Source organism: Streptomyces tendae (assembly GCF_014650435.1).
GTDB classification, from domain to species: domain Bacteria; phylum Actinomycetota; class Actinomycetes; order Streptomycetales; family Streptomycetaceae; genus Streptomyces; species Streptomyces tendae.
The window spans coordinates 267,235-282,826 of sequence record NZ_BMUY01000001.1 but is presented as its reverse complement, the minus strand read 5'-3'; the positions used below and the strand labels follow the sequence as shown (position 1 = coordinate 282,826).

Sequence of the window (15,592 nt, the reverse complement as noted above, 5' to 3'; positions counted from 1 at the left end):
GAGGGACCGCCCCGGGCCACCGGCTCCGGGGCCACCCGATCCGGGGCCACCGGCTCCGCGACTACTCCGCGACTACCCGCCCCGGTACTTCCCGCTCAGCGACCACCCGCCCCGGGCCGCCCGATCCGGGGCTACTCGACCGTCACCGACTTCGCGAGGTTGCGCGGCTGGTCCACCTCGTTGCCCCGGGCCGTCGCCAGTTCGCAGGCGAAGACCTGCAACGGCACCGTGGCCACCAGGGGTTGCAGCAGGGTCGGGGTGGCCGGGATCCGGACGAGGTGGTCGGCGTAGGGGACGACCGCCTCGTCGCCCTCCTCGGCGATGACGACGGTGCGGGCGCCGCGGGCCCGGATCTCCTGGATGTTGGACACGATCTTGTCGTGCAGGACCGACCGGCCGCGCGGCGACGGCACCACCACCACGACCGGCAGGTCCTCCTCGATCAGCGCGATCGGCCCGTGCTTCAGCTCGCCCGCCGCGAAGCCCTCGGCGTGCATGTACGCCAACTCCTTGAGCTTGAGGGCGCCTTCGAGGGCGACGGGGTGGCCGACGTGCCGGCCGAGGAAGAGCACCGTGTTCTTGTGGGCGAGCGAGCGGGCCAGTTCGCGCACCGGGTCCATGGTCTCCAGGACCCGTTCGACCGCACCGGAGATGCCGGACAGGTCGCGGACGACGTCGCGGATCTCGTCGCCGTACTTCGTGCCGCGCACCTGACCGAGGTACAGGGCGACCAGGTAGCAGGCCACGAGCTGGGTGAGGAACGCCTTGGTGGAGGCGACGGCGACCTCGGGGCCCGCGTGGGTGTAGAGCACGGCGTCGGACTCGCGCGGGATCGTCGAGCCGTTGGTGTTGCAGATCGCGAGGACCCTGGCGCCCTGTTCCCGGGCGTGGCGCAGGGCCATCAGGGTGTCCATGGTCTCGCCGGACTGGGAGATCGCGACGACCAGGGTCTGCTGGTCGAGGATCGGGTCGCGGTAGCGGAACTCGCTGGCCAGCTCCACCTCGCAGGGGATCCGCGTCCAGTGCTCGATGGCGTACTTGGCGATCAGCCCGGCGTGGAAGGCCGTACCGCAGGCGACGACGACGACCTTGTCCACCTCGCGCAGGACCGCGGCCGGGATGCGCACCTCGTCCAGGCTCAGCGTGCCGGAGCCGTCGATGCGGCCGAGCAGGGTGTCGGCGACGGCCTTCGGCTGCTCGGCGATCTCCTTGAGCATGAAGGAGGCGTAGCCGGACTTCTCGGCGGCGGAGGCGTCCCAGTCGACGTGGTACGAGCGGACGTCCGCCGGGGTCCCGTCGAAGCCGGTGACGGTGACGCCGTCCCGGCGCAGCTCGACGACCTGGTCCTGGCCCAGCTCGACGGCGTTACGGGTGTGGGCGATGAAGGCCGCGACGTCCGAGGCGAGGAAGTACTCGCCCTCCCCCACCCCCACCACGAGCGGCGAGTTGCGGCGCGCGCCCACCACCACGTCCGGCGCGTCCGCGTGCACCGCGACCAGCGTGAACGCGCCCTCCAGCCGCCCGCACACCAACCGCATCGCCTCGGCCAGGTCGGCGCAGGCCGAGTACTCCTCGGCGAGCAGGTGGGCGACGACCTCGGTGTCGGTCTCGGAGGGCAGTTCGTGGCCGCGCTCGGCCAGCTCGGCCCGCAGCGGCGCGAAGTTCTCGATGATGCCGTTGTGGACCACGGCCACCCGGCCCGCGTTGTCGAGGTGCGGGTGGGCGTTGGCGTCGGTGGGGCCGCCGTGGGTGGCCCAGCGGGTGTGGCCGATGCCGGTGGCGGCGGACGGCAGCGGGTGTTCGGACAGTTCCTTGTCGAGGTTGACGAGCTTGCCGGCCCGCTTGGCGGTGGCGAGGCCGCCGTCCGCGAGCACGGCGACGCCCGCCGAGTCGTATCCCCGGTATTCGAGCCGCTTCAGGCCGGCCATCACGACGTCGAGTGCCGACTGAGGCCCTACGTATCCCACGATTCCGCACATAAGCGGCAGCCTACGAGCAGGATCGGCCGCGCGGCGGCCGCAAAGCGGGCCTCCTGTGCCCGAAATCGGAAATTCCCACCGGGGTACGAACGCCGTCCGCGGGGCGCGGTGTCAGCCGAGCTTGGCGACCTGCGCGTCGACGACCTCGGCGGGGACCTCGAACTCCGCGCCGGTCATCATCGAGGAGAGGTTGACGGCGCTGAAGGTGGCGAGCGTGCTGCCCTTGCGGACCACGACGAGCTTCATGAGCCCGCTGCTGTCCCCGCCGGTGGCCACACCGATGTTGACGGTGAACCCTTCGTCACCGCCCTTGAGGCGAGCCAAGCCGCTCACCTCGGTGACCCGCATCTTGTCGCCGCCCGCGGTGGCGTCGAAGCCGTCCGCGCACTTCTCGACGGCCGCCTTAAGACCCGCCACCGCCTCCTCGGCGCCGCCGTCCGCGTAGGAGGCGACGTTCAGCAGGATCTTGTTCACGTCGATGTCGGTCATGTCCTGGCCGTCCGGGCCCTTGCTCTCGGAGGGCGACTCCGACTGGCCCTGCCAGGAGCGTTGCACGTCCGCCGCCGGCTCGCCCTGGGCCACGGCGCCCTGGACGTGGACGAGCGGCAGGCACGCCTTGTCGTCCGCCGAGATCTGGTCCTTGGCCACCTGGTCGTCCGCCGACAGTTCGGTGGCGACCTCGCCGTTCTTGACGTCGGCCTGGGCCAGGGCGACCTTCTCCAGTTCGGCGGCGGTCAGCGCCTTGCCCGCCGGTGCGGACTCGCCGGCGCCCTCGGCCGGGGCGGACTGCTCCGCCTTCGCCTTGTCGTCACCGGCCGCGGAGTCGTCGTCGGACCCGCCGCAGGCGGTGACGAGCAGGGCCAGGGCGGCGGCGGAGGCCGCGAGGGCGGTACGGCGGACAGCGGTCGAACTCACGGCAGCACTCTTTCGTCGGTTCACTTCGAGGGATGTCGACATACTTCGGGGATGTCGACTCACGTCGGAATCTGTCGAGTCATGTCGGGGCCGGTGATGAGATCCGGTCGACTTTGCCCGCACCATACCTACGGCAATCGCACGCACGATCGATAACCGGCCAGCCGAGATCCGACCGTGATCTCGTCGGGCCCCGCCGGAGCCCGACGGGCCGCGGCGGACCGGCCGACGTGACACAGCCCACCTGCCGCCCCGTTCGTACTCCGTTAACAATGGACTGTGATCTCTCCGGTCCCCTCGATCCCCCGGAGCGCCCACCGGCAGCGGCCGGAGGCGACTCCCTACGTCGACCTCACCCGCCCCGAGTGGAGCGCGCTGCGCGACAAGACGCCGCTGCCGCTGACCGCCGAGGAGGTCGAGAAGCTGCGCGGCCTCGGCGACGTCATCGACCTCGACGAGGTGCGGGACATCTACCTCCCGCTCTCCCGGCTCCTCAACCTCTACGTCGGCGCCACCGACGGACTGCGCGGCGCGCTGAACACCTTCCTCGGCGAGCAGGGCTCCCAGTCCGGCACCCCCTTCGTCATAGGGGTCGCCGGTTCGGTGGCGGTGGGCAAGTCCACCGTCGCCCGCCTGCTCCAGGCGCTGCTCTCGCGCTGGCCCGAGCACCCGCGCGTGGAGCTGGTCACCACCGACGGCTTCCTGCTGCCGACGCGGGAGCTGGAGGCGCGCGGCCTGATGTCGCGGAAAGGTTTCCCCGAGTCGTACGACCGCCGGGCGCTGACCCGGTTCGTCGCCGACATCAAGGCGGGCAAGGCGGAGGTGACCGCCCCGGTCTACTCCCACCTCATCTACGACATCGTCCCGGACCAGCGGCTCGTCGTGCGCCGCCCCGACATCCTGATCGTCGAGGGCCTCAACGTGCTCCAGCCCGCGCTGCCCGGCAAGGACGGCCGCACCAGGGTCGGGCTGGCCGACTACTTCGACTTCAGCGTGTACGTCGACGCGCGCACCGAGGACATCGAGAGCTGGTATCTCAACCGCTTCCGCAAACTGCGCGCGACCGCCTTCCAGAACCCGTCCTCGTATTTCCGCAAGTACACGCAGGTCTCGGAGGCGGAGGCCCTCGACTACGCCCGCACCACCTGGCGCACCATCAACAAGCCCAACCTGGTGGAGAACGTGGCCCCCACCCGGGGCCGGGCCACCCTGGTGCTGCGCAAGGGCCCCGACCACAAGGTGCAGCGCCTGAGCCTGCGCAAGCTGTGAGGCGGGCGCCGCATGTGGGGCCGGCGACGCTGTGGCACGGGCTGGGCACGTGGGGCCGGCGGCGCGATAGAAATACCGGATGCTGCATCTGCGCCTGATCACTCCGGCCGACCGCACCGACGAGGTGGTCCGCCTGATCGACCGTACGGTCGGCACCACCCATCTCGTCGTCCTGCCGGGCGCGGCCCGCGAGCCCGAGGGCGACGTCGTCATGTGCGACGTGGCCCGCGAGGCCGGGGACGAACTCATCAACGGGCTGCGGGCGTTGGGCATCGACAGCTGCGGCGCCATCACCGCCGAGAACATCGACCTGTCGTTGTCGGAGCGCGCCGACCAGGCCGAGCGGGACGCGCCCGGCGAGGCCGCCGACGCGGTGCTGTGGGAGCAGTTGGAGGAGGCCACGCACGAGGAGTCCACGCTCTCCATCACCTACGTCGCCTTCATCACGCTCGCCACGATGATCGCGGCCTGCGGTGTGGTCCTCGACAACGCGATCCTGATCGTGGGCGCGATGGCGGTCGGCCCGGAGTTCGGTCCCCTGGCCGGCATCTGCACCGCGGCCGTCCAGCGCGCCCCGCGCCTCGCCCTGCGCTCGGCGATCGCCCTGCTGGTGGGCTTCGCCGTGGCGATGGCGGTGACGGTGGGCTTCAGCTGGATCATGACCGAGTTCGGCCAGTTCAGCGAGGGCAAGCTGGAGGGCGACCGGCCCAACACCGGCTTCGTCTACGCCCCCGACGCCTTCTCCTTCGTGGTGGCGGTCCTCGCCGGCATCGCGGGGACGCTGTCCCTCACCTCGGCGAAGTCCGGCGCCCTGGTGGGCGTCGCCATCTCGGTCACCACGGTCCCGGCGGCCGCGAACGCCGCCGTCGCCCTGAGCTTCGGCGACACCAACCAGACGGTGGGCTCCACCGAACAGCTCCTGCTCAACCTGGCAGGCATCGTGGTAGCCGGAACCCTGACCTTGCTGGCCCAGAAGGCGTTGTGGGCGACCCAGCGCTCACGACTGACGAAGCCGGAAGGACCCTGAGGGTGCATCAGCTTCCGACGCCGAGCGGGGCCATGCCCTGAAGGGGCGCGGGGAACTGCGCGACCAGCCACAACGAACCCGCAGCCCGCATCGCACAGAACCCCCACCCCCAACCCGGCGCAGAAAACTACCCCAGCGCAGACTTCACCGAATCGGCCAACCGCCCCGCCACAGACCGAGCCTGCTCGATATCCGCCGCTTCCACCATCACCCGCACCAGCGGCTCGGTCCCCGACGGTCGCAGCAACACCCGCCCGGTACTCCCAAGCTCCCGCTCGGCCTCGGACACCGCCGCGGCCAGCTCGGCAGAGGTGCTCACCCGCGACTTGTCCACGTCCGGCACATTGACCAGCACCTGCGGCAGCCGCTCCATCACGGACGCGAGGTCCCGCAGCGTACGCCCGGTCTGCGCGACCCGCGCCGCCAGCATCAGGCCGGTCAGCGTGCCGTCGCCGGTGGTGGCGTGGTCGAGGATGATGACGTGGCCGGACTGCTCGCCGCCGAGGGCGTAGCCGTGCTCCTTCATCTCCTCCAGCACGTACCGGTCGCCGACGCCGGTCTGCACGAACCGGATGCCCTCGCGCTCCATGGCCAGCTTGAAGCCCAGGTTGGACATGACGGTGGCGACGACGGTGTCCGAGCGCAGCGCGTCCCGCTCCCGCATCGCCAGGGAGAGCACGGCGAGGATCTGGTCGCCGTCGACCTCCGCACCGGTGTGGTCCACGGCCAGGCAGCGGTCGGCGTCGCCGTCGTGGGCGATGCCGAGGTCGGCGCCGTGCTCGACGACGGCGGCCTTGAGCAGGTCGAGGTGGGTGGAGCCGCAGCCGTCGTTGATGTTGAGGCCGTCGGGCACCGCGCCGATGGTGACCAGTTCGGCACCGGCCCGCGCGAACGCCTCCGGCGAGACCCGGGAGGCCGCGCCGTGCGCCTCGTCGAGGACGATCTTCAGCCCGTCGAGGCGGTTGGGGAGCACGCCGACGAGGTGGGCGACGTACTGGTCGAGCCCCTCGTCGTAGTCGCGGACGCGGCCGACGCCGGCGCCGGTCGGGCGGTCCCAGGGGGCGCCGGTGCGGTGCTCGGCGTAGACGGACTCGATGCGGTCCTCCAGCTCGTCGGCGAGCTTGTGGCCGCCGCGGGCGAAGAACTTGATGCCGTTGTCGGGCATGGCGTTGTGGCTGGCGGACAGCATCACGCCGAGGTCGGCGCCGAGCGCGCCGGTGAGGTGGGCCACCGCGGGCGTCGGCAGCACACCGACCCGCAGCACGTCCACACCGGCGCTGGCCAGGCCCGCCACCACCGCGGCCTCCAGGAACTCCCCGGAGGCACGCGGGTCCCGGCCGACCACCGCGGTCGCCCGGTGACCGGCGAAGGTGCCCGCCTCGGCCAGTACGTGCGCCGCGGCGACGGAGAGGCCCAGTGCCAGCTCGGCCGTCAGATCCGCGTTGGCGACGCCGCGCACGCCGTCCGTGCCGAAGAGTCGTCCCACTTGTCCTCCTGAGGAAACGTCAATTCCGGGAGCGGCTGCCGATGAGTGCGGCCCACGCAGTCGGCTCCCGAAGACCCGGGCACGCATCGCCCGACCAACGATCACATAAGCCTTAGAACGTCTTGTGCCGTTATACGCCCAACGGCAGGGATAAACGAATGCCCCGGCAGCACAGTGGCGTGCCGCCGGGGCGTTCGGAGTACAGCCGGTACGACTTAGCGCTTGCTGTACTGCGGGGCCTTGCGGGCCTTCTTCAGACCGGCCTTCTTCCGCTCGACCGCACGGTCGTCGCGGCGCAGGAAGCCGGCCTTCTTGAGGGCGCCGCGGTTGTTGTCCACGTCGGCCTCGTTCAGGGCGCGGGCGACACCGAGACGGAGCGCACCGGCCTGGCCGGAGACGCCGCCACCGGCGATGCGGGCGATGACGTCGTAACGACCGTCGAGCTCGAGCACCTTGAAGGGCTCGTTGACTTCCTGCTGGTGCACCTTGTTCGGGAAGTAGTCCTCGAGGGTGCGACCGTTGATCTTCCACTTGCCGGTGCCCGGGACGATCCGGACACGGGCGATGGCGTTCTTGCGACGGCCCAGGCCGGCGGCCGGCTGGGGCTCGCCGAACGCGGAGGCCATGGACTCCGAGGTGTACTCGCCCTCGACGGGGACCTCGGACTCGGTGGTGTAGCTGTCGATGTCGATCTCTTCGAGCGGCTGCTCGGCAGTGGTCTCGGCCACGATGCTCCTCAGATTCTCTTCAGTCTTAGGGGGTGGCCGGACTTACTGCGCGACCTGGGTGATCTCGAACGGCTGCGGCTGCTGCGCGCCGTGCGGGTGCTGGTCACCCTTGTAGACCTTCAGCTTCGAGAGCATCTGACGGCCCAGGGAGTTCTTCGGGAGCATGCCCTTGACGGCCTTCTCGATGGCCTTCTCCGGGTTCTTGTCGAGCAGCTCGTCGTAGCGCACGGAGCGCAGACCGCCCGGGTAGCCGGAGTGGCGGTACGCCATCTTCTGGGTCCGCTTGTTGCCGGAGAGGTGCACCTTGTCGGCGTTGATGATGATGACGAAGTCACCGGTGTCGACGTGGGGCGCGTAGATCGGCTTGTGCTTGCCGCGCAGGATGGAGGCCGCAGTGGTGGCCAGACGACCCAGGACGACGTCCTGAGCGTCGATGACGTGCCACTGGCGCGTCACATCGCCGGGCTTGGGGCTGTACGTACGCACGGTTCGTAGCCTTCGCTTCTTCAGTGAGTGGTCCTGACATGGTCACCGAAGACGATCACGACAGCCCTGACCGCACTGCGGTGACGCATACCGCGTGCAGGTCGCTGGTCATCGGTCCCGGTGGACCGGTGTAAGGGCCCCTCACGTGAGAATGAGCAAGCCAATACACATACGACTGTGCAGAATACCCGGGCCCCGGCGGCCGGGTCAAAACGGGGCCGCGGGGGCGCGCTCCGGCTCCGGCGCACGCCCCTGGGGCACCCGGTCGTCCGCGCCCGCCGGACCGGTCCGGGCCTGCCGGGCGACCGTCACCGCCAGTACGCAGAGCGTGAACGCGTCCCGGAAGGCCCGCCGCCGCTCCCCCTCGAGCCAGGGCCAGGTCAGGCCGGGCGCCTGGGGCACCAGGGCGATCCAGAACCACACCCCGCGGGCCACCGACCCGGCGTACGGCAACCCGGCGAGCAGCAGCGGCAGGGCGACCAGGAGGTAGTGGTCGTAGGACGGCCGGGAGACGAGGAACGCCGAGAGCATCAGCCCCGCGCCGGTCTCCGCGAGCCGCAGCGGACCGGGGTCGGCGCGGCGCCAGCGCCGGTACGCGCAGAGCACCCCGGCCGAGGCCGCCGCGACCGCGAACCCCTGCGCGAGCGCCGGCGGCACCCCGAGCCGGGGCAGTACGGCCGCCGGGGACGCCTCGTAGAGCCGGACGAAGCCGTCGTCGCCGTGCAGCAGGAAGGGCAGGGTGCGGGTGAAGAAGCCCGCCGGGTCGGGCATCGCCAGCGCCGCCGCGGCGGAGGCCAGCGCGGGCACCAGGACGGCGGCGGCCAGCGCCCGCCACCGCCCGGCGAAGAGGAACAGCAGGACGACCGGCGCGAGCAGCGGCTTGAGCGCGACGGCCGCCCCGATGACGACTCCCGCCCCCGTCCAGCGCCCCCGGCTCGCCAGCAGCAGGGCCAGCGGCAGCGCCACCGTGGCCGTCACCGTCCAGTTGCCGAGCCGCACCAGGTGCCCGAACGGTGCGAAGCCCAGCGCGAGCCCGGTCAGCCCGAGGACCGCGAGCCGGCTGCCCAGCGGCACCCGGTGCAGGCGCAGCGCACAGGCCCAGGCCAGCGCCAGCAGGGCCGTCACCGCGCACGGCACCAGCACCCGCAGCACGGCCCCGGGCAGCAGCGCCTGCGGGACGGCGGCCAGGACGGCGCTCGGCAGGTAGAGGAAGTGCGGGTCGTCGTAGGGGGAACCGCCGGCCAGCCAGGTGCGGGCGGCCCGCACGACGATCGCGTTGTCCATCCCGCCGTCCGAGGTGGTCCGCGCCGCGTGTGCGGCGGACGCCGCCAGCGCCGTCACGAGCACCGCCCACGGATGCCTTCCCGCCGGTTGCACCAACCACCCGGAGATGTCGCTTTTGCCCGTCCGCATGAACGGAACGCTAGGCCCTGCGAGCCCCAAGTCCCGGCACCAGCACGCCCCTCGGCCCGTCTAAGATGCCGCCCATGAGCTTTGGGCAGGGGGGACCTCAGTCGCAGTGGGATCCCTGGACACCGCAATCGCAGCAGCCGCAGTCCCAGCAGCCGCAGCAGCCCTGGAACAGCGGGAACAGTGACAACACGCCGGACTGGGCCGCGCTCGCCGAGGCTTCCGAGGCCCGAGCCAAGCGGCGCCGGCTGTTGTTCATCGGCGGCGGCGCGCTGGCCACCGTGGCGATAGCCAGCGCCGTCGCGGTGGCCGTGGTCTCGGCGAACGGTTCAGACCAGGCGTCCGACGGCCCCTCCTCGCAGCTCCCCACGACGGCGGACATACCCAGCTCGACGGCCACCGAGCCGTCCTTCGCCCCGACCAGTGCCCCGCCTCCGCTGGACCCGAAGGACTTCGTCTCCAGCGTCAAGAAGGACAAGGCCCCGCTCAGCCCGGACCTGCTCTTCCCCGGAACCCAGCTCACCATGGGCGAGACGGTCTACAAGAAGGGCCCGACGGCCGACTCCCGCACCTGCGGCTCCGCCGCCCAGGGCACCCTGCCGAAGGTCCTCGACACCAACAAGTGCACGCGCCTGCTCCGCGTCACCTACACCAAGGGCGACACCGCCGTGACGGTCGGCGTGGCCGTCTTCGACACCGAGGCGCAGGCCGCGAAGGCCAAGAAGGACGCCGACAAGAAGAGCATCGTGCGCTCCCTGTCCGGCGGCGGTGTGAAGTCCTTCTGCACCGGCGCCGTCTGCCGCTCCACCACCAACTCCTACGGCCGGTACGCCTACTTCACGGTCGCCGGCTTCACCGGCGGCAAGGACGTCACGGAGAAGTCCACCGGGGTGTTCCGGGCCGGTGACGACCTGGCCGAGTTCGCCTTCCGGCAGATCCGCCGGCGCGGTCAGGCCCAGGCGTCGGCGGCGGCGGAGACGGGCTGAGGGCCCACCGCCCGCCCCGTCAGCAGCAGCCGGCTCCCGGCAGCGACCGCTTGTTGCGCGCCTCCTTGTTCCGGGCGGCCAGCAGCTCGTCGGCCGGGTAGCCGACCTCCTCAAGCGTCAGCCCGTGCGGCCGTACGACGTGCACGGCCGAGTCCCTTACACCCGCGGCCAGCACCTTCGCCGGCCAGTCGGGCCCGCGGTGCCCGTCGCCGACGAACAGCAGCGCCCCGATGAGGGAGCGCACCATGTTGTGGCAGAAGGCGTCGGCCCGCACGGTGGCGGTGACGATCCCGTCCTCGCCCCGCACGAGGCTCAGCTCCTGCAGCGTCCGGATGGTGGTCGCCCCCTCCCGCTTCTTGCAGTAGGCGGCGAAGTCGTGTTCCCCCAGCAGCCCCCGAGCGGCCTCGTTCATGGCGTCCACGTCGAGCGGCCAGTCGTGCCACAGGACGTGTCCGCGCAGCAACGGGTCGACGCCGCCCGGGTTGTCGGTGACCCGGTAGGCGTAGCGCCGCCAGACCGCCGAGAACCGGGCGTTGAAGCCGCTCGGCGCCTCCCTGAGCGCCCACACCCGTACGTCCCTGGGCAGCCGTCCCGCGAGCCGCTTGAGCAGCTTCACGTGATGCTCACGCCAGACCGCCTCCGGCAGATCGACATGGGCGACCTGCCCCCGGGCGTGCACTCCGGCGTCGGTCCGCCCCGCCACGGTCAGCTCGTACGTCTCCCGCGACCGCGTCACGGTCCGCAGCGCGTCCTCGATCTCCCCCTGCACGGTCCGCCGCCCCCCGGCCTGCTTGGCCCACCCGGAGAACTCGCTCCCGTCATAGGAGAGATCCAGCCGCACCCGCACGAACCCGGCCTCAACTTCGTCACTCACCCAGAGATCCTCTCACCCACACGAAAGCGGGCCCGCCCCTCGAAAGGAACGGACCCGCAAACACCCTCAAGGGGTGCGGGGAACTGCGCGAACAGCCACGACGAAGCCGCAGCCGCAATCGCACAGCCCCCGGCAGACGCTTACGCGTCCTTGGACTCCTCGGCCGCAGCCTCGTCGTCGGCCTTGGTCGTGTCGACCTTGGCCTCGGAAACCTCGGCGGAGCCCTCCGCGTCCTTGGCGGCACGCTTGGTCGCGGCCTCGGCCTCGCCCGTCGCCTGCTGCGCCACGGTCAGCGCCTCGACCAGCTCGATGACGGCCATGGGCGCGTTGTCGCCACGGCGGTTACCGATCTTGGTGATCCGGGTGTAGCCACCGGGACGGTTCTCGTAGCGCGGGCCGATCTCGGTGAAGAGCGTGTGGACGATGCTCTTGTCCGTGATCACCTGGAGCACCTGACGGCGGTTGTGAAGGTCACCCTTCTTCGCCTTGGTGACCAGACGCTCGGCGTACGGACGCAGCTTGCGCGCCTTCGCCTCGGTGGTCGTGATCTTGCCGTGCTCGAAGAGCGACTTCGCGAGGTTCGCGAGGAGCAGCTTCTCGTGCGCGGCGCTGCCGCCCAGACGGGCACCCTTGGTGGGCTTCGGCATGATGTTTCTCCTAGGTGTCTGCCCCGGCCGTATCAGGTACCGGAGTCAGTATCCGAGCGGGCGGTCGCCCGTCGGAGATCCGGGGGCCTGCACGAGGCCCCCGGAAGTGGTACCGATCAGTACTGCTCGGTCTCCACGAAACCGGCGTCCGCGTCGTCGTCGGCGCCGAAGGCGTCCGCGGCGGCGGTCGGGTCGAATCCGGGCGGGCTGTCCTTGAGGGCCAGGCCCATGCCGGCCAGCTTGGCCTTGACCTCGTCGATGGACTTCGCACCGAAGTTGCGGATGTCGAGCAGGTCCGCCTCGGAGCGGGCAACCAGCTCACCCACGGAGTGGATGCCCTCACGCTTGAGGCAGTTGTACGACCGAACGGTGAGCTCCAGCTCCTCGATCGGAAGGGCCAGATCGGCGGCGAGCGCGGCGTCCGTCGGGGACGGACCCATGTCGATGCCCTCGGCGTCGATGTTCAGCTCGCGGGCGAGACCGAACAGCTCGACCAGGGTCTTGCCGGCCGAGGCCATGGCGTCACGCGGACGCATGGCCTGCTTGGTCTCGACGTCGACGATCAGCTTGTCGAAGTCGGTGCGCTGCTCGACACGCGTGGCCTCGACCTTGTACGTGACCTTGAGGACCGGCGAGTAGATCGAGTCGACCGGGATGCGCCCGATCTCCTGACCGACCTGCTTGTTCTGCACGGCGGAGACGTAGCCGCGACCGCGCTCGACGGTCAGCTCCATCTCCAGCTTGCCCTTGCCGTTGAGCGTGGCGAGGACGAGGTCGGGGTTGTGCACCTCGACACCGGCCGGGGGCGCGATGTCGGCGGCGGTGACCAGACCCGGGCCCTGCTTGCGCAGGTACATCACGACCGGCTCGTCGTGCTCCGAGGAGACGACCAGCTGCTTGATGTTGAGGATCAGGTCGGTGACGTCCTCCTTGACGCCCGGCACGGTGGTGAACTCGTGCAGGACACCGTCGATGCGGATGGACGTGACCGCCGCACCCGGGATCGACGACAGGAGGGTCCGGCGCAGGGAGTTGCCGAGGGTGTAGCCGAAGCCCGGCTCCAGCGGCTCGATGACGAACCGGGAGCGGAACTCGTCGACGACCTCTTCGGTCAACGAGGGACGCTGAGCGATCAGCATGTGGTGATCCTTCAGTCAGGGGCGCCCGCTATTTGACGCCCGACTAGTACTGCAAGGGTACGGGCGATACGACCCGAAAGAGCCGTACCGCCCGGAAACCCTGGTGAAGCGTTGAAGCGATGCCGCGGTGAAGCGGGATCAGACGCGACGACGCTTCGGCGGACGGCACCCGTTGTGCGGGGTGGGCGTGACGTCCTGGATGGAGCCGACCTCGAGGCCGGTCGCCTGCAGGGAGCGGATGGCGGTCTCACGACCGGAACCCGGGCCCTTGACGAACACGTCGACCTTGCGCATGCCGTGCTCCTGCGCGCGACGGGCAGCCGACTCGGCGGCCATCTGCGCGGCGAACGGCGTGGACTTCCGGGAGCCCTTGAAGCCGACGTGGCCGGCGGAGGCCCAGGAGATCACGTTGCCGGTCGGGTCCGTGATGGACACGATCGTGTTGTTGAACGTGCTCTTGATGTGCGCGTGGCCGTGAGCGACGTTCTTCTTTTCCTTGCGGCGCACCTTCTTGGTCGCGCCCTGACGTCCCTTGGGGGGCATGTCGTTCTCCTACGGGAGGTGGTCGGTCCTACAGCGAAGACCGCTGAAAAGCGTCCGCTGAGGACTACTTCTTGCCCGGCTTCTTCTTGCCGGCGATGGCGCGACGCGGGCCCTTGCGGGTACGGGCGTTCGTGCTGGTGCGCTGACCGCGGACGGGCAGACCGCGACGGTGACGGAGACCCTGGTAGGTACCGATCTCGACCTTGCGGCGGATGTCGGCCTGGACCTCGCGACGGAGGTCACCCTCGGTCTTGATGTTGTTGTCGACGTACTCGCGGATCGCGACGAGCTGCTCCTCGGAGAGGTCCCGAACACGGGTGTTCGGGTCCACGCCGGTGGCGGCGAGCGTCTGCTGCGAGAGGGTCCGGCCGATGCCGAACACGTAGGTGAGGGCGATCTCGACGCGCTTTTCGCGCGGGATGTCAACACCGGAAACGCGTGCCATTCAATGGCTCCAGTTGATTGTCGGAGGTCTTCCACAGAACCGATCCCCGGCCGCCGGCACCTTCACGCTGTTCAAGAGACACAGCCAAAGACTTGGTACGGCTCGGGTCCCCGGCCTCCGAACCGGGGGTGTCGGACGATCGCTCGCCCGGGTCCTGCGTATGAACATGTTCAGCTCGCGTCGCGCGAAGTCATGCGAATCGCGGAGGGAACGGTCAGGCGTCAGCCCTGGCGCTGCTTGTGGCGCGGGTTGTCGCAGATGACCATGACCCGACCGTGACGGCGGATCACCCTGCACTTGTCGCAGATCTTCTTGACGCTCGGCTTGACCTTCATGGGTGTGAGGTTCTCCGGGTCAGTTGCCGGCGGACCCGCACGCGAGGCGCACGGGACGTGGGCAAGATCTACTTGTACCGGTAGACGATCCGGCCACGCGTCAGGTCGTACGGAGACAGCTCCACCACGACCCGGTCGTCAGGGAGGATGCGGATGTAGTGCATACGCATCTTGCCGCTGATGTGTGCCAGGACCTGGTGGCCGTTCTGGAGCTCGACCTTGAACATGGCGTTCGGAAGAGACTCGACGACAGTGCCCTCGATCTCGATGGCACCTTGCTTCTTGGCCACGCTTCGCCCTTCGAATCGACTACCTTGATCGACTCATCGTGCAATCCTCCAGACATGGGGGTGCACGGGAGCCGACGAGTCAGTCTACGTCAGCGAACCCGGAAAGGCGAAACGAGGAAGTCTGCCCCGGATGCGAGATCGTTATGCAAGGGGGTCCGGCGCCGCCGTGATCCCCAGCTCCGCCAGCTTCGCCCTGCCGCCGTCGGGGGACGTCAGGACCAGCGGGCCCTGTTCCGTCAGGGCCACCGAGTGCTCCCAGTGGGAGGACCAGGTGCCGTCCGTGGTGATGACGGTCCAGTCGTCGGAGAGGACCTCGGTGCGGGGGGTGCCCAGGGAGAGCATCGGCTCGATGGCGAGGCAGAAGCCGGGGACGAGCTTCGGGCCCTTGCCGCGCCGGCGGTCGACGTAGTTCAGCAGGTGCGGGTCCATGTGCATCTCGGTGCCGATGCCGTGGCCGCCGTAGTCCTCGATGATCCCGTACTTGCCGCCGCCGGGCTTGGGCTGGCGGCGGATGTAGGTCTCGATGGCGCGGGAGACGTCCACCAGGCGGTTGCCCTGCTTCATGGCCGCGATGCCCGCCCACATGGACTCCTCGGTCACCCGGGACAGCTCGACCAGCTCCGGGGAGTGACCGGAGCCCACCAAGGCCGTGTAGGCGGCGTCGCCGTGCCAGCCGTCGATGATCGCGCCGCAGTCGATGGAGATGACGTCGCCGTCCTTGAGGACCACGTCGTCGGACGGGATGCCGTGGACGACGACCTCGTTCACCGAGGTGCAGATGGTGGCGGGGAAGCCCCCGTACCCGAGGAAGTTCGGCTTGGCGTCGTGCTCCGCGAGGACCTTCCGGGCGACCTGGTCCAGGTCCCTGGTCGTCGCGCCGGGCACGGCGGCCTCGCGGGTGGCCGCGTGGATGGCGGCGACGACCAGCCCCGCCTCGCGCATCTTGGCGATCTGCTCGGGGTTCTTGATCTGCACCATGGGGGCTGCGGCCTTTCTGGACGGGACTGGACCGGTACGGAGGAGGGGCGCGGGA

Annotated in this window: 17 protein-coding genes; 3 read left to right on the top strand and 14 right to left on the bottom strand. The window is 70.2% G+C overall.

The window, feature by feature from the left end; translation table 11 throughout:
• Window positions 1-131 precede the first annotated feature (131 nt).
• Window positions 132-1,979: a glutamine--fructose-6-phosphate transaminase (isomerizing) gene (gene glmS, locus IE258_RS01405; RefSeq protein ID WP_189737820.1), complete on the bottom strand. Its 1,848-nt coding sequence runs from the start codon at window positions 1,977-1,979 to the stop codon at window positions 132-134.
• Between the two features lie 111 nt (window positions 1,980-2,090).
• Entirely contained in the window at window positions 2,091-2,894 is an 804-nt protein-coding gene (locus tag IE258_RS01400) for a hypothetical protein (protein ID WP_189737817.1), read from the bottom strand.
• Window positions 2,895-3,173: 279 nt separating this feature from the next.
• Here IE258_RS01400 and coaA point away from each other — a divergent pair, with 279 nt between their 5' ends.
• Together coaA and IE258_RS01390 are read left to right on the top strand one after the other, a co-directional pair.
• A complete protein-coding gene (gene coaA, locus IE258_RS01395; protein ID WP_189737814.1) occupies window positions 3,174-4,163 on the top strand; it encodes a type I pantothenate kinase in 990 nt (329 codons plus the stop codon).
• A 79-nt stretch (window positions 4,164-4,242) separates the two neighbouring features.
• Window positions 4,243-5,190, top strand: coding sequence for a DUF389 domain-containing protein (locus IE258_RS01390; protein ID WP_189737810.1), 948 nt, complete (start codon window positions 4,243-4,245; stop codon window positions 5,188-5,190).
• Window positions 5,191-5,317: 127 nt separating this feature from the next.
• On the opposite strand, the gene glmM is transcribed toward IE258_RS01390, so the two are convergent.
• From glmM to IE258_RS01370, 4 genes are all read right to left on the bottom strand, one after another.
• A complete protein-coding gene (glmM, locus tag IE258_RS01385; RefSeq protein WP_164458926.1) occupies window positions 5,318-6,676 on the bottom strand; it encodes a phosphoglucosamine mutase in 1,359 nt (452 codons plus the stop codon).
• 215 nt (window positions 6,677-6,891) lie between these two features.
• Complete coding sequence (rpsI, locus tag IE258_RS01380; protein ID WP_087807730.1) at window positions 6,892-7,404, bottom strand: 30S ribosomal protein S9; 513 nt, start codon at window positions 7,402-7,404, stop codon at window positions 6,892-6,894.
• 42 nt (window positions 7,405-7,446) lie between these two features.
• Complete coding sequence (gene rplM, locus IE258_RS01375; protein ID WP_064729367.1) at window positions 7,447-7,890, bottom strand: 50S ribosomal protein L13; 444 nt, start codon at window positions 7,888-7,890, stop codon at window positions 7,447-7,449.
• Between the two features lie 207 nt (window positions 7,891-8,097).
• Window positions 8,098-9,303 carry a glycosyltransferase family 87 protein gene (locus tag IE258_RS01370; RefSeq protein ID WP_229891898.1) on the bottom strand — a complete coding sequence of 402 codons (1,206 nt, stop codon included), beginning with the start codon at window positions 9,301-9,303 and terminating at the stop codon, window positions 8,098-8,100.
• Between the two features lie 74 nt (window positions 9,304-9,377).
• Between IE258_RS01370 and IE258_RS01365 the strand changes: the two genes are divergently transcribed.
• Entirely contained in the window at window positions 9,378-10,286 is a 909-nt protein-coding gene (locus tag IE258_RS01365) for a hypothetical protein (RefSeq protein WP_189737804.1), read from the top strand.
• A gap of 19 nt (window positions 10,287-10,305) precedes the next feature.
• Here the strand turns inward: IE258_RS01365 and truA are convergent, their stop codons facing one another.
• The 8 genes from truA to map all read right to left on the bottom strand — a co-directional run bounded on the left by truA (window position 10,306) and on the right by map (window position 15,537).
• The gene (gene truA / locus IE258_RS01360; RefSeq protein ID WP_189737802.1) at window positions 10,306-11,160 is read right to left on the bottom strand and encodes a tRNA pseudouridine(38-40) synthase TruA; all 855 of its coding nucleotides are present in this window, start codon (window positions 11,158-11,160) and stop codon (window positions 10,306-10,308) included.
• Between the two features lie 140 nt (window positions 11,161-11,300).
• Entirely contained in the window at window positions 11,301-11,807 is a 507-nt protein-coding gene (gene rplQ / locus IE258_RS01355) for a 50S ribosomal protein L17 (RefSeq protein ID WP_189737799.1), read from the bottom strand.
• Window positions 11,808-11,923: 116 nt separating this feature from the next.
• Window positions 11,924-12,946, bottom strand: a complete 1,023-nt coding sequence (locus IE258_RS01350; protein ID WP_003966937.1) for a DNA-directed RNA polymerase subunit alpha — start codon at window positions 12,944-12,946, stop codon at window positions 11,924-11,926.
• A gap of 138 nt (window positions 12,947-13,084) precedes the next feature.
• Window positions 13,085-13,489, bottom strand: coding sequence for a 30S ribosomal protein S11 (rpsK, locus tag IE258_RS01345; RefSeq protein WP_007443997.1), 405 nt, complete (start codon window positions 13,487-13,489; stop codon window positions 13,085-13,087).
• A 64-nt stretch (window positions 13,490-13,553) separates the two neighbouring features.
• Window positions 13,554-13,934, bottom strand: a complete 381-nt coding sequence (rpsM, locus tag IE258_RS01340; protein ID WP_003974244.1) for a 30S ribosomal protein S13 — start codon at window positions 13,932-13,934, stop codon at window positions 13,554-13,556.
• 221 nt (window positions 13,935-14,155) lie between these two features.
• Window positions 14,156-14,269, bottom strand: a complete 114-nt coding sequence (rpmJ, locus tag IE258_RS01335; RefSeq protein ID WP_003974245.1) for a 50S ribosomal protein L36 — start codon at window positions 14,267-14,269, stop codon at window positions 14,156-14,158.
• 68 nt (window positions 14,270-14,337) lie between these two features.
• On the bottom strand, window positions 14,338-14,559 hold the full coding sequence (gene infA / locus IE258_RS01330) for a translation initiation factor IF-1 (RefSeq protein ID WP_003948620.1): 222 nt from the start codon (window positions 14,557-14,559) through the stop codon (window positions 14,338-14,340).
• 141 nt (window positions 14,560-14,700) lie between these two features.
• Window positions 14,701-15,537 carry a type I methionyl aminopeptidase gene (gene map / locus IE258_RS01325; protein ID WP_189737796.1) on the bottom strand — a complete coding sequence of 279 codons (837 nt, stop codon included), beginning with the start codon at window positions 15,535-15,537 and terminating at the stop codon, window positions 14,701-14,703.
• Window positions 15,538-15,592 lie beyond the last annotated feature (55 nt).